We start from the raw sequence: 13,077 nt of genomic DNA, 5'->3' as shown, positions 1-13,077 counted from the left end.
ATTGTTTAAAGGAGATATTGTTGAATTGTTTGCAAAACACCATCGTGGTTATTATCAGCAACCGCTTCTGTGGTAGCGACAGCGTGGACAGCTTGACCGCCGTTAGGCATGGCAAAACTGCGCGCGGCTAGTTTGAGCATTGAAACATCATTACCACCGTCGCCAAACGCAGCGAGTTCGTTTGAAGATAGGTGCCAACGATCTAAGAGCTGTTTAAGAGCCCACCCCTTGTTAATGCCAGGAATGGTTAAATCCATTGACCCATTCCCGCTTGGGGTAATAACCAGTTGGTTACCGAATTGGCTTGTCAATTCCTGAACTGCGGCTTCAATTTGATCATCATCAACTAAAAATGAGATTTGAAAGAACTGATCATTGGGTAATTGATTGAAATTATCTACTAATTGGTAGTTTGGATAATAGAAAGCGAGATGATCAATCGTTGATTGGGAAGCATTTTTAGGAAAATAGCCTTGCAAATGTCCCGAAATGACGGGCTCAATTTGCATAGTATGAACTAGATAGTTGATTACTTTATGAGCCAGCGCTGGATCAAGGGTTTTCGTTAATATCTCTTGACCATTAGCAAAAATCTGTGCGCCATTTTCCGCAATGATCGTTAATTGATCCTGTTCATCGGGGAAAAAGCGGCGGAGACATTCAAGCGGGTCTCCAGAGGCAACCACTAGATGTCGTTTTTGAGCTTGAAAGGTTTGTAAAATATGTTTAAAAAGCGGATGGTTATATTGTTTATTGTCGTTGAGAAAAGTACCATCCATGTCGAAGGCAACGACTTGATAAGATTGTGGATTCATCAATTTCTCCTTAGTTATGAAAACCAATGGTGCGGTTGGATTCACTTAATGAAACTTTTTTCATAAACGTGGGCAATGCCTGACTAATTTGGTGCGGTAAAACAATGTATTGCTGTTCAGCAAGCTCATCAGCAATAGCACTATGGGCATAGGTAGCAGCTAAAGCAGCTTTGGTAATGTCATTTCTAAATTGGGCAGTAAAGCCACCAACCATTCCGGCAAGGGTGTCGCCCATGCCACCAATAGCCTGAGCAGCAGAACCAATCGGCAGTTGGTAAATTTCACGGGCAGTATAAATCTCTGTATGATGTTTTTTAAGAATTACCGTGGCTTTGAGTTCATCGCGGGCTTTTTGATTAGCGTCGCTAGTTTGGTCGGCAATTTTAATTCCGGACAAACGCTGCCACTCCATTTGGTGAGGAGTATAGATAAGGTGCCCCTTCGGCTGGGAAATTTGGTCACGGGCCATCAAGGTAATCGCTGAACCGTCAATGACAACCGTTTGTTCATCGCGAGTGAGCGCGAAAACCTTTTCGAGAATGGCTTTGCTTTCAGCCTCCTCACCAAGCCCTGGACCGATGACAACTGTGTTCACCTGACTAATCAAATTGGCGATCGCGTGAGCATCACGAAAGTCGATAACCATGGCTTCGGGTAATTGTGAATGAATCGGTGACGCGTTGATCGGGTCAGTGGCGACCGTTACGAGACCAGTACCACAATAGACACTCGCTGCAGTGGCCATGATAATGGCACCACCAAATTGATGATTACCGCCAATTAATAAAATTTTACCGAAAGTTCCCTTAAAACTTTCTTGAGGGCGCGGTTTAATCACATCACTTAAAATTGAACTATCTAATTTTTGCATATAAATTGACACTTCCTCGAGTTAGTGAATGAAAACGATTTAATCAACTACAAACCTATGTTATCATAATCATTGTAGAAAGAATAATAGGAGGCAGGATCATGACTGATTGGATGGCAAAAGCAAACGCACAAAAAGACGACTATTTAACTGATTTGACGACGTTGGTTAAAATTCCAAGTGTTCGTGATGATTCGCAAGCAACTAAAGATGCACCGCTGGGTCCTGGACCAACCAAAGCTTTGCATACCTTCCTTGAAATGACTCAAAAGGATGGGTTTCGGACGAAAAATATTGATAATGTGGTTGGCTATGCCGAATGGGGTGAAGGTGATGAAACAATCGCCATCTTAGCCCACCTGGATGTAATGCCAGCAGGTAATGGCTGGGACAGCGATCCATTTAATCCGATCATTAAGGATGGCAACTTTATTGGTCGTGGCGCCTCAGATGATAAGGGACCAGGCTTAGCAGCTTACTATGCATTAAAAACTTTAAAGGACATGGGAATTAAGTTCCACAAGAAAGTCCGGTTTGTTGCGGGGACCGATGAAGAAAATGATTGGACCGGGATGACGAAGTACTTTGCAACAGAACCAATGCCTGATCTGGGCTTTTCACCAGATGCTGAATTTCCAGTCTACAATGGTGAAAAGGGCATGTTCTCGATTCAGTTAGAGATTGCTGGCGGTAACGAAGGTAATGATGTTCTAAAATCATTTAAGTCCGGATTGCGGTTTAACATGGTACCCCGTGAAGCGGAAGCAATTTTGGAAGTTACCAATCCTGATACGGTTATTGAACAATATCATGATTTCGTAAAGAATAATCCGGTAACCGGGGATGCCAAAAAGGAAGCAGACGGCTTACGTCTTGAAATGATTGGTAAAGCTGCCCACGGCATGGAACCAGAAAAAGGGGTTAACGCGGGTACCTATCTGGCAAAATTCTTACAGACGTTGAATCTTGGTGGTAATGCACGGCACTTTGTTGACTATGTTGCTGACTACTTGCATCTAGATGATCGGATGGCTGGCTTTGAAGGTTCATTTAATGATCCAGTAATGGGTGATCTAACGATGAATGCTGGGATTATGAACTTTGACGGTCAAAAGGGCGGCCATCTTGATATGAACTTCCGCTTCCCAAAGGGAATTACGCCCGATGACATTTTAGCGAAGGTTAAACCAGTGGCTGCCGAATTCTCCATTGATGCTCACTATGATTCATTCCATGCGCCACACTTTGTTGATCCAGAAGACCCATTGGTTAAAACATTAATGAAGTCATATATTGATGTGACGGGGGACCAAAATGCCAAACCAGAATGTATTGGTGGTCGGACCTATGGTCAACTAATTAAGAATGGGGTCGCATTTGGTGCTTTAATGCCCGATACACCAAATACAATGCATCAGGCAAATGAATATCAACCAGTTGACGACCTAATTAAGTCGATGGCAATTTATATGCAGGCCATTCATGATTTAGTAGCTGATTAAGAAGGAGTGAAGATAATGGCAAATTACAAAAACATTTTAGTTGGAATTGACGGTTCCAAGCAATCAATGATGGCTTTTCATAAAGCAATTGATTTGTCAAAACGGAATGATGCACATTTACACCTGTTGAGTGTTGTCAATGGTGAACATTACCCAACCGCAGCAGGATATGGAATTATTGACCGTGATATGTACGATGCAGCGGTTGAACGAATGAAGAAGACTTTGCAGAAATTAGTTGAAGAGACCAAGCAAGCAGGCTTGACGGATGTGGATTCTTCAGTCATGGTGGGAAATGCGAAAATTGCAATTACTGATCAATACCCAAAGAAGCACGATGTCGACATGATCGTAGTTGGTGCAACAGGTTTAAATGTGATTGGTCGGATTATTGTTGGTTCAACTGCCGCATATGTTATTCGGCATGCACCGTGTGATGTTACTGTGGTCAAGACGGATGAAAACAACGAACCAGTCAAGGTTGAAGATGTTACTTATCCAGAAATCTAAAATCATCTAAAGTTAACTAAAGCCCATTAACTGAATTGATTAACAGTTAATGGGTTTTTGTGATTTGATCCAATTTTTCGATTTTCATTAAAAGTATTTAGTGTTATGATTATTGGTGTTTATTGTTACATAATTGTAATAAAAATTAGATATTGGGAGATATTTTAGATGAATACAAAAGGCAAGGTTGCTTCTGGAATCGTGGCGGCATTAGTCATAATTATTGGGGGCTCGTATTGGCACCAAAGTACTCATTTTAATAAGAATACAAAGATTAATGGGATTCATGTTGGTGGACTAACACGGCAGCAAGCATATGATAAGGTGGCAAAGACTAAACTAACCAACCGAGTCTATTTGGACGGTCAACTGATATATCAAGGAGGTCAGTCTGATGCTGGCTTTACGAAGGCCGATCAAGGAAAGTTTAAAACTGCGATTAAGAAACAATTTACACTGTTTCCAAGTAGTAAAGAGCACAATTTAAAAATTGTTCCTCATAACGCAGATGCTTCAAGTGTCAAAGAAATGAAACAGCGTGTTTCACAGAAAATCAAGGTGTTGAATGAAAGCCGTCAAGCACCAGTGAACGCTAAAGTGGTCTGGCAAAATGGTCAAGTTACGACCACTAAACCGCAAAAAGGTAATCAGTATGATGTGAAGCGGCTAATGAAGCGTTTTGATCGCAATGCTTATGATCCAGCTGTTCGTTTACCAAAGCTTTATACGCAACCATTGGGAACTAGCAGTGGAGAAATTCAAAAGCAAAAGAATAAGCTACAAAAACTGAATCATCGGTCCGTTAACTACCAGGTTGAAAAGAAAACCTACAAGTTGACGAGTAAGGATATTTTAACCAAGGTCACTTATGAAGACGGTAAGTACACTTTTGATACAGCGGCACTGAAACCGACGGTGAAGAAGATTAATCGTGAAAAGGCAACACTTGGTAAATCCTTTAAATTTAAAACTCATTCTGGCAAAGTTATTGAATCAGCCAAGGGTGGTAGCTACGGTTGGAAGATTAGTGAAACAAAAGCTGGTAAAACTTTAGGCAAAGCTTTGATTGACGGTAAAAAGTCAGTTAATGCGAAAACCGATATCTTTGGTAAAGGTTACTACACTGGCGGCCTAGGATATGGTGTTACTAAGAATCATGGCCTAGGGAATACGTATGCTGAAGTTTCAATTGCTGATCAACATGCATGGTTTTATAAAGATGGCAAAGAAGTCTTTAGTGCAGACGTGGTTACTGGAAAACAGAGTAGCGGCGACGCAACCCCGAAGGGTGTTTGGTACATAATGTACCAACAAAGTCCATCAGTTCTTCGTGGAACTGGTGACAGTGGTAAGTCGTATACTCAGCCAGTTTCATATTGGTCAGCGTTTACTGATGGTGGAGTGGGCTTCCATGATGCAGGATGGCGCTCTAATTGGTCTAAATCGGCTTATTTAAGCGATGGCTCGAATGGATGTGTGAATATGCACCCCAGTGATGCAGGCCCTGCATATCATGCAATTGTGGTCCATGAACCGGTAATTGTTTATTAAATACCAAAAAGATCAGGAAACTTTAAATTCCCTGATCTTTTTTTGTATTTTTACCGTCTATATAGTACAGGAGGTAAAAAATATGAAAAAATATTTTGGACAAGTGATCGGGATTTTGACTGGTCTATCAATGATTACCCAGCCAGTAATGGCTAGCGTTACATACTCACCAAATGAATGTGAACGGCTGGCGAATGCAATTGCTAATGGGGATCGGCCACCAATAACGAGGGAGGAAGCGAAACAATTAGATGAACAAACTCTCAATCAGCTGACCCAATATTTAAGTAATAAACATTCGCAGCCGTCACAGAATATCGCAGAACCAGTTAAGGACTACAAACAAGCAAACCAAACGGATACTAACAGGACAATTGATCAAAAGGTTAGTGATCCAGCAACAAACCAGGAGACCCCAGCATCACGACGACCACTGTCAAAAAGTGAACGTGAATTTATTGAATTAATTGGTCATGATGCGCAACAAATTGCTGCTGATCATGATTTGTTCGCGTCGGTAATGATGGCCCAAGCTATTTTAGAGAGTAACTGGGGACGGAGTGATTTAGCAGGTACTCATTATAATTTGTTTGGAATTAAAGGTACGTATCAAGGACAAAGTGTAACTTTGCCCACTTTGGAGCATCACAATGGTCAAGACCTGAAAGAATTAGGAACTTTTCGCAAGTACCCGTCAATAAAAGCATCGCTTGAAGACTATGCCAATGTTTTAGACCAAGAAATGTATTCAGGGGTTCACAAACGAAGCTGCACTGATTACAAGATGGCAACACGGAATCTTAGTGGTAATTATGCGACTGATCCTCAGTATCAGCATAAGTTAAACCAACTGATCGAAGCCTATCATTTAGTGCAGTACGATCAGCCGCTAAAAAAAGATCAGGCATCAACTAAGAAACATCCAGTGGCTAGTCATTATCATCTCAAACAAAGCAATGAATTACCAAAAAAGCAATCTACGAAACGAAAGGGACTAATGTTGCCGATAATTGGAGGAGTTAGCTCAGTCAGTTTGGTGGAGTTGATTAAACGTTACGTAAAATAAATAGGACCGGGGATTTACCCAGTCCTGCTCAAAGACAGTTTAACGAAGAGACGCAAGCTTTTCATCAATCATTTGGAGAACGATGTCCACGTTGTGGGGGTCTTCGAGGTTATATTTTTCCAAGTCGATTTTCATTTTTGGACTCGCATCATAATCGCGATACCATTGCTTATAGGCATTCCACATTTTGAAATAGTAGTCCTTTAGTTCTGGTTTGTTATCGATCTGCTCGTAATCACGACCACGTTTTTTAATCCGATAAAGGATTGTTTCAAAATCTGTCTCAGAATAAACCATTAGATCAGGGGCCCGTTTCGGAAGTTGCTTTAAATCGGCCATCATGTTATCGAGTAGTTTGAGGTATACGTCCAACTCAGTATCAGAAATGTTGCCTTCTGCATTATTCTCTCGAGTAAAGAGTGCATCCTCATAAATTGAACGGTCTAAAACATTATTATCATCATTCAGTGCCTTTTTGATCATTGAAAACCGCTTATTCAAAAAGTAAATTTGTAGTAAAAAGCCATATTGCTTAGGATTCTTGTAGTATAGTGGTAGTACTGGGTTTTCACCGACGGGTTCAAAAAACGCTTGTGTGTGTAAATGGTCAGCAATTTTTCCGGTCAGGGTAGTTTTGCCAACGCCAATCATGCCTGCTGTAATAATCACCATAATGGCTCCTCTTTTAAATAGTTTTACAATGTTAACTATCTTACTACAAAAATGCGACCTTGCCTATTATGTCTCCGTGGTTATCAAGCGTTAAATTGTGGTCCTGGGGAGGGATCTATGCTAAATAACTTTAAAGTAATAATATAAATTAAATTATTTTATCTTTTTGTGGAGGAATTATAATGTCGCCAAACGAGATTAAAGAACAGTTAGTCATTGCTAATCAACAGGGGTATCTGGTTGAAGTTTATAATTTTGTAAGTGATGACATGTTTAATGTCGGATTTGTGATTGCTTTCGATCCTTTATTCGTATTGTTATTAGGAATTGACTGGGATGGGAAAATTAATGGATTAACTGCTATTCGCTTAAGTAGTATTCACAATATACAGGCACACACTGATTATCTAACGACGGTTTCTTTAAAATGCAAAGTTGCCAAAGACCATCATTATTTTGATATTTGGGGATTACAAAAATTTTTGCGACACCACAATTATCAAAATACGAATCTTTTGCGGACGTTACTGGAAGATTCTTACCATCATCAATTGCCGGTAGTGATTGGGACAGATCGTTATAAGGGAGAAGACGACTTTTCAGGTTTAATTAATAATTTGTCTGAAATAAAACTAACTTTGCATTACCTGAATGAACACGACCTCTCTTCATTGTGGGAATACGAAATTTTATTGGCCAAGATTGATTACTTGAGAGTACGAGGAACCCAATGTGCGCAAACGAAAGAGATTCTGCACAATGTCTTTAATGTCCATTTTGAAAATAATTGAAATCCCTTTCATTTAGTAGTAAACTGTTTTAGTAAATCGTTTCACTTAACAATGAAGAGGTAGATTGATGAAGAATAAAGTAACAATTAAGGATGTGGCAGAAAAGGCAGGGGTATCGGTAACCACTGTATCACAAATCCTTAATGGCAAAGGCGCTCGTTTTAGCGAAAAAACTCGCCAACAGGTTTTAAGGTTAAAAGATGAAATGCATTATGTTCCTGATTTTAATGCCCGAAATTTAATTCTCCATTCTTCAAAGACAATTGGTGTTTTGGTACCAAATATTGGGAATCCATTCTTTAGTACCTTTTTCCGTGGGATTCAAACAGTGTGCCGAAATGCACATTACTTACCATTAGTATTTAGCGCTAGTAATAATGAAGATACGGAAAAGTATTATCTGGGAACTTTGGTAGAACGATCTGTTGATGGACTAATCATTGCTAGTTCTAGTGTTACAGGTGATACCATTGATAACATCCTAAAACCTAACCGGATTCCATATCTGTTATTTGATCGAAATCAAACGAATGATGATGGTGATCGACTACAGGTGGATGATTATCAAGGAGGAACCATTGCAGCAAACTATCTGGCTGGCTTAGGCCATCAGCGAATTGTCATGATGCTGCCGCAACAATTAACCCGGAATTTACGAAAACGGTTAGATGGGTTTATTAGTGGATTACTACAACATGGAATTTCTTTTAGTGAAGAAAAAAATGTTGTTTACGCATCATTAACTAAATTAGGCGGTTATGAACAAACCGCAGCAGTTTTGGCTAAGCAGCCAACGGCCGTGTTTTGTGCTAATGATGAATTAGCCATTGGATTATACCGGGGACTTCACGAGCGGGGATTAAAGATTCCAGAAGACCTTTCAGTTTTGGGATATGATAACATTGACCTGACTGAATACGTTACTCCAAAGTTGACCACGATCCAACAGCCAATTATGGAACTTGGTGAAACCAGTGCCCGCTTGATTTTGAACCGGATTAATAATTTAAATATGGGCCGCCAATTGGTTGATGTTCCAGTCAAATTAATTGAACGATCAAGTACATCAGCACCGCAAAAATAGAAAAGTCCTTGCCGACAGGTAAGGACTTTTGTGTTAAGATTGTAAAAAATATTGGAGAGTGACACATGAAAATAACTAAGCGCCCAAAGTGGATTTGGCGAGTATTGATTGTAGCTGGGTTAGCTTTACTAATCCAGGTGCCACCGGTTATTTTATTATTTATCCGCCATACCTCAACAGTTCCAATCCAATTGACTGGTTGGATGATCATTTATATTTTAATCTTTGCTTTAATTATTTACTGGTCATGTCATACTTATTTCAAGTACCGGCGTTGGCAACCACAACAACAGACTTTTATTCAACATTTAAAATGGATCATCGGCGGATGGCTACTGGTAATTGGCGGAGAACAGATTTTAAATCTTTTAAATTACCTAATTTACCATCAAACAGAAACTGCCAATAATCAAATTATTGCTCACCTTTTAAGCAGTAATCATGTTGTATTGATTATCATGTCTTTTGCTGCAGTTGTACTGAATCCAATCGCTGAGGAATTGATTTTTCGTGGTGTAGTGATGAACTTCTTTTTTAATGATGATGCCTTCTGGTTGCCAATTTTACTATCTGGGATATTATTTACCTTAGAGCATTCTAGTACTACGTTGATTAGCTACTTGATCTACTTCTATTTGGGGTCGGTTTTTGCCTTTATCTACAGAAAAACGGGTAATCTTACTAATACAATTTGGCTACATGCTTTGAATAATTTGATTGCATTATCCGCGCTACTGGGGACGATGAAATAGTTGACAATTAAATATTGAAATCGCTTACAAAAGGTGATATATTATTGGTGAGGAAGGAAATAAGTAGACACGACAAGAAGTCTACACGGATCTAGCGACTGAATGATTAGTAGGTCAGAAGCAGCGTAAGAGTAACCTGTAATATCATTTAGGGGTCGGTTACCAGCGTGCACTAGGTAGCAAGAGTTGCTTTGCGGAAGATGAATTAAATAGATGAGTTAAGTATTAGATAATAGCTTTCTCGCAAAGAACTAATAATAATTCCTTCCCAAAGATAAGCCGTCTCTCTGAGGCGGCTTTTTTGTATTAACATCTTAAGGCTTCATTTCACATTTCGTGCACACAGGGATGAATTTTAAACAATTCTGCAAAACTATAAAAAGCCGTCATCCCTTGCTAAATCAGGAATAACGGCTTTGCCGAATTTTAGAAAATTCTGTAAAAATGCGCTCCCAGGGACTCGAACCCTGATAATGAGGACCGAAATCTCATGTGCTATCCAGTTACACTAAGAGCGCCGATTAATTACTATTATAAACAGCTCTTTAAAAAATACAAATGATTGCAACAAGTAATGCGGTAATTTCTAAGATCAGGGCAAGCCAAGGGACACCAAAAGTTAGTAGTTTACGTCGAAAAATCATTTCGACCATGATAAATAGGACAACTAAAGAAATTATTTGAATTAATAACCACCAACTAATACTAGGCAGCGCTGCCAAAAAGAAAATGATTTTTCCGACAAGCATTGCTAATAATATAATTCTTGTAATAATTAACCAGCTACTGGTTCGTTTGTCAATGGTGGAGTGCATTCCCAAGGCCACACTCAGACATAGTAAAATGCTACAGCCAATAAAAAGATATGTATATTTCATAGTAACTTCCTTCAAAAATTGTTTAGCAATATTTTATCATTTTTTCATTTGAAAGTAGATGGCTTGAAAAATAACCTAAAAATGAGTAAAATACTTAATATTACTGATTTTATGACTGATGGGGTGAATTGGATGACGTACTTTAAAGTTGGCGATGTTGTTGAAGCTGAGAAGTTTGGCCAATTAGAACATGGCTTTACAGGAACAGTTGAAAAAGTTTATGACAATTCGATTATGATGTCGATTGAGGAATTTGACCCTGAAGATAAGACAAGTATTAATGAATTGAATAAACGAGCAGTTGTTCGTAAGACTTCCGCGAAAATTTTAAAGGCTGTTCCACGGACTGATGAGGATCGTGAAGAGGCTGCTAAGGAAGAAAAAGAAGCTGCTGAAAAGGCTGCAAAGGCGAATAAAACATCTCGTAAGCGGAAAATAACAAAAAAAGCCAAAAAAAATACTGACAAGTAATAAAAATATGTTATTATCAAAGAGGTTCTTTTTTACCGATTTGATTATGCGGGTATAGTTCAGTGGTAAAACACAACCTTCCCAAGGTTGAGTCGCGAGTTCGATTCTCGTTACCCGCTTACCACAGGCACCGTCACAATGATGATGCTTTTTTATTTACTTACTGTGGATAAGATTTTTGAAAAGTAAGGAGAATGTCATTAGCAAGCGAGTTCAGGATGGTGGAAGCTGAATAATGACTCTTTTGAAGCGCGCAAAAATCAACATTTAAATATCTTGAAAGAGTGGAATAACAATTCAAGTAGAGTGGTACCGCGGGAAGTCTCGTCTCTAATGAGCTAAAGCTAGTTCATTAGGGACATTTTTATTTTGAAGGGAGAAAATCATGAACGAACGAGCACAAGTTATTAAATCTTTACAACCAGCATTACCGGATTTAAATAGTGAAGAAATTGCGGAGAAAATTGAACGACCAAAAGATGCAAACAATGGTGATTATGCATTTCCGACGTTCTTTTTAGCTAAGTATCTTCATAAAGCGCCTCAAATGATTGCCCAAGAACTGGTACAAAAAATCGATCAAACCGGTTTTGAAAAAGTGGTTGTCGCTGGTCCTTATATTAACTTCTTTTTAGATAAACAGGCGGTTGGTGAAAATATTTTAAAGACCATTTTAGCGGATCCACAAAATTACGGATCTCAAAATATGGGAAAATTAGCGAATGTTGCGATTGATCTTTCTTCACCAAACATTGCGAAGCCGATGGGAATGGGACATTTGCGATCCACAGTTATTGGTAACGCGATCGCCAATATTTTAGCGAAGGTTGGTTTCCAGCCAATCCGGATTAATCACTTAGGTGATTGGGGAACCCAATTTGGTAAGTTGATGGCAGCTTATGAAATGTGGGGTAATGAAAAAGAGGTTAAGAAAGACCCCATTAATACTCTTCAAAAGTATTACGTTAAAATTAATACTGAGGCGGATCAACATCCTGAATATAATGATTTAGGACGCGAATGGTTTAAGAAACTTGAAGATGGTGATCCAGAAGCCTATCGTCTCTGGAAATGGTTCCGTGCTGAGTCGTTGAAACGATTCATGAAGATTTATCATCTCCTGGATATTGATTTTGACTCTTATAATGGTGAAGCATTTTATAATGATAAAATGGCAGAGATCGATCAACTCTTGCAGGACAAACACTTACTTCAGGAAAGTAAGGGGGCCAAAATTGTTGATCTAGAAAAATACCATCTGAATCCAGCTTTGATTAAAAAGTCAGATGGGTCGTCGCTTTATATTACTCGTGATTTATCTGCGGCGTTATTCAGAAAGCGCATGTATGGGTTTGCTCAAGCATTGTACGTAGTCGGGGCGGAACAACGAAATCACTTTGATCAACTAAAAGCGGTGCTTAGTGAAATGGGCTTTACCTGGTCTCAACAAATTCACTACATTCCGTTTGGCTTAATGAGTTTAAATGGAAAAAAGATGTCGACACGAAAAGGAAATATTATCCAACTGGAAGATGTCTTAAATGATTCCATTAAGCTGGCGCGTCAACAAATTGCAGAAAAGAATCCGAACCTACAAAACGCGGATGAAGTTGCTCGTCAGGTCGGTGTTGGTGCCGTGATCTTCCATGATCTGAAGAACGAACGGACGAATTCCATCGACTTTAAACTTGCAGATGTGGTCAAATTTGAAGGTGAAACTGGTCCTTATGTTCAGTATGCGCACGCTCGGGCTGAAAGTATCTTACGGAAAGCTGGCTCGCCTGTCTTTGCTAACGCAGATTCATTGTCATTATCTGGTGATGAAGCATGGGGAATATTAACTCGGCTTGGTCAATATGGTGAAGTCATTGAACGCGCTGCTAAGCAGTATGATCCATCATTGATTGGTAAATATGCGCTGGCTTTAGCAAAGGACTTCAATCAATACTATGCCCATACGCGCATTCTTGTGGACGATGATGAGAAAACAGCACGTCTGGCCCTTGTTAAAGCTGTCAGTGAAGTTTTGAAGTCATCATTAGCACTGCTTGGCGTTAAGGCTCCAGATGAAATGTAAGGATTTGGATATTAATAATTTGAAACGAGATTGGTCG

13 protein-coding genes and 2 tRNA genes are annotated in these 13,077 nt (G+C 39.4%); 10 read left to right on the top strand and 5 right to left on the bottom strand.

Going from position 1 to position 13,077, the window contains the following annotated elements; genetic code table 11:
* Positions 1 to 5: 5 nt before the first annotated feature.
* Both Q0C76_RS01020 and Q0C76_RS01015 read right to left on the bottom strand, forming a co-directional pair.
* On the bottom strand, positions 6 to 815 hold the full coding sequence (locus Q0C76_RS01020; RefSeq protein ID WP_295728525.1) for a Cof-type HAD-IIB family hydrolase: 810 nt from the start codon (positions 813 to 815) through the stop codon (positions 6 to 8).
* A gap of 10 nt (positions 816 to 825) precedes the next feature.
* Positions 826 to 1,686, bottom strand: coding sequence for an NAD(P)H-hydrate dehydratase (locus Q0C76_RS01015; protein ID WP_295728522.1), 861 nt, complete (start codon positions 1,684 to 1,686; stop codon positions 826 to 828).
* Positions 1,687 to 1,787: 101 nt separating this feature from the next.
* Here Q0C76_RS01015 and pepV point away from each other — a divergent pair, with 101 nt between their 5' ends.
* From pepV to Q0C76_RS00995, 4 genes are all read left to right on the top strand, one after another.
* Entirely contained in the window at positions 1,788 to 3,188 is a 1,401-nt protein-coding gene (gene pepV / locus Q0C76_RS01010) for a dipeptidase PepV (protein WP_295728519.1), read from the top strand.
* A 15-nt stretch (positions 3,189 to 3,203) separates the two neighbouring features.
* Positions 3,204 to 3,698 carry a universal stress protein gene (locus Q0C76_RS01005; RefSeq protein ID WP_295728516.1) on the top strand — a complete coding sequence of 165 codons (495 nt, stop codon included), beginning with the start codon at positions 3,204 to 3,206 and terminating at the stop codon, positions 3,696 to 3,698.
* A 168-nt stretch (positions 3,699 to 3,866) separates the two neighbouring features.
* Complete coding sequence (locus Q0C76_RS01000; RefSeq protein WP_295728514.1) at positions 3,867 to 5,249, top strand: L,D-transpeptidase family protein; 1,383 nt, start codon at positions 3,867 to 3,869, stop codon at positions 5,247 to 5,249.
* Between the two features lie 82 nt (positions 5,250 to 5,331).
* The gene (locus Q0C76_RS00995; protein ID WP_295728513.1) at positions 5,332 to 6,315 is read left to right on the top strand and encodes a glycoside hydrolase family 73 protein; all 984 of its coding nucleotides are present in this window, start codon (positions 5,332 to 5,334) and stop codon (positions 6,313 to 6,315) included.
* 39 nt (positions 6,316 to 6,354) lie between these two features.
* On the opposite strand, the gene Q0C76_RS00990 is transcribed toward Q0C76_RS00995, so the two are convergent.
* Positions 6,355 to 6,987, bottom strand: a complete 633-nt coding sequence (locus Q0C76_RS00990) for a deoxynucleoside kinase (RefSeq protein WP_295728511.1) — start codon at positions 6,985 to 6,987, stop codon at positions 6,355 to 6,357.
* Positions 6,988 to 7,169: 182 nt separating this feature from the next.
* On the opposite strand from Q0C76_RS00990, the gene Q0C76_RS00985 reads away from it, so the two are divergent.
* The 3 genes from Q0C76_RS00985 to Q0C76_RS00975 all read left to right on the top strand — a co-directional run bounded on the left by Q0C76_RS00985 (position 7,170) and on the right by Q0C76_RS00975 (position 9,614).
* On the top strand, positions 7,170 to 7,778 hold the full coding sequence (locus Q0C76_RS00985; RefSeq protein ID WP_295728508.1) for a hypothetical protein: 609 nt from the start codon (positions 7,170 to 7,172) through the stop codon (positions 7,776 to 7,778).
* Between the two features lie 67 nt (positions 7,779 to 7,845).
* Positions 7,846 to 8,862: a ribose utilization transcriptional repressor RbsR gene (locus tag Q0C76_RS00980; RefSeq protein ID WP_295728505.1), complete on the top strand. Its 1,017-nt coding sequence runs from the start codon at positions 7,846 to 7,848 to the stop codon at positions 8,860 to 8,862.
* 65 nt (positions 8,863 to 8,927) lie between these two features.
* Positions 8,928 to 9,614 (top strand): CPBP family intramembrane glutamic endopeptidase, encoded by a 687-nt coding sequence (locus Q0C76_RS00975; RefSeq protein WP_295728502.1) that lies wholly within the window; start codon positions 8,928 to 8,930, stop codon positions 9,612 to 9,614.
* Between the two features lie 445 nt (positions 9,615 to 10,059).
* Here Q0C76_RS00975 and Q0C76_RS00970 read toward each other — a convergent pair.
* Positions 10,060 to 10,132 (bottom strand) — tRNA-Arg (locus tag Q0C76_RS00970).
* A gap of 27 nt (positions 10,133 to 10,159) precedes the next feature.
* A complete protein-coding gene (locus tag Q0C76_RS00965) occupies positions 10,160 to 10,492 on the bottom strand; it encodes a hypothetical protein (RefSeq protein WP_295728500.1) in 333 nt (110 codons plus the stop codon).
* Between the two features lie 132 nt (positions 10,493 to 10,624).
* Between Q0C76_RS00965 and Q0C76_RS00960 the strand changes: the two genes are divergently transcribed.
* The 3 genes from Q0C76_RS00960 to argS all read left to right on the top strand — a co-directional run bounded on the left by Q0C76_RS00960 (position 10,625) and on the right by argS (position 13,040).
* Entirely contained in the window at positions 10,625 to 10,963 is a 339-nt protein-coding gene (locus Q0C76_RS00960; protein ID WP_295728497.1) for a hypothetical protein, read from the top strand.
* 48 nt (positions 10,964 to 11,011) lie between these two features.
* Positions 11,012 to 11,082: transfer RNA gene (locus Q0C76_RS00955), tRNA-Gly, on the top strand.
* A gap of 266 nt (positions 11,083 to 11,348) precedes the next feature.
* Positions 11,349 to 13,040, top strand: a complete 1,692-nt coding sequence (argS, locus tag Q0C76_RS00950; RefSeq protein WP_295728495.1) for an arginine--tRNA ligase — start codon at positions 11,349 to 11,351, stop codon at positions 13,038 to 13,040.
* Positions 13,041 to 13,077: the final 37 nt, after the last annotated feature.

Origin of the sequence: uncultured Limosilactobacillus sp. (assembly GCF_934202705.1) — a bacterium.
Taxonomy (GTDB): Bacteria; Bacillota; Bacilli; order Lactobacillales; family Lactobacillaceae; genus Limosilactobacillus.
This window is presented reverse-complemented; position numbering and strand designations above follow the sequence as displayed.

Excerpts from the sequence above, each read along its gene's own strand:
- Q0C76_RS01020 (WP_295728525.1), bottom strand. The coding sequence starts at position 815 with ATGAATCCACAATCTTATCAAGTCGTTGCCTTCGACATGGATGGTACT.
- Q0C76_RS01015 (WP_295728522.1), bottom strand. The coding sequence starts at position 1,686 with ATGCAAAAATTAGATAGTTCAATTTTAAGTGATGTGATTAAACCGCGC.
- pepV (WP_295728519.1), top strand. The coding sequence starts at position 1,788 with ATGACTGATTGGATGGCAAAAGCAAACGCACAAAAAGACGACTATTTA.
- Q0C76_RS01005 (WP_295728516.1), top strand. The coding sequence starts at position 3,204 with ATGGCAAATTACAAAAACATTTTAGTTGGAATTGACGGTTCCAAGCAA.
- Q0C76_RS01000 (WP_295728514.1), top strand. The coding sequence starts at position 3,867 with ATGAATACAAAAGGCAAGGTTGCTTCTGGAATCGTGGCGGCATTAGTC.
- Q0C76_RS00995 (WP_295728513.1), top strand. The coding sequence starts at position 5,332 with ATGAAAAAATATTTTGGACAAGTGATCGGGATTTTGACTGGTCTATCA.
- Q0C76_RS00990 (WP_295728511.1), bottom strand. The coding sequence starts at position 6,987 with ATGGTGATTATTACAGCAGGCATGATTGGCGTTGGCAAAACTACCCTG.
- Q0C76_RS00985 (WP_295728508.1), top strand. The coding sequence starts at position 7,170 with ATGTCGCCAAACGAGATTAAAGAACAGTTAGTCATTGCTAATCAACAG.
- Q0C76_RS00980 (WP_295728505.1), top strand. The coding sequence starts at position 7,846 with ATGAAGAATAAAGTAACAATTAAGGATGTGGCAGAAAAGGCAGGGGTA.
- Q0C76_RS00975 (WP_295728502.1), top strand. The coding sequence starts at position 8,928 with ATGAAAATAACTAAGCGCCCAAAGTGGATTTGGCGAGTATTGATTGTA.
- Q0C76_RS00965 (WP_295728500.1), bottom strand. The coding sequence starts at position 10,492 with ATGAAATATACATATCTTTTTATTGGCTGTAGCATTTTACTATGTCTG.
- Q0C76_RS00960 (WP_295728497.1), top strand. The coding sequence starts at position 10,625 with ATGACGTACTTTAAAGTTGGCGATGTTGTTGAAGCTGAGAAGTTTGGC.
- argS (WP_295728495.1), top strand. The coding sequence starts at position 11,349 with ATGAACGAACGAGCACAAGTTATTAAATCTTTACAACCAGCATTACCG.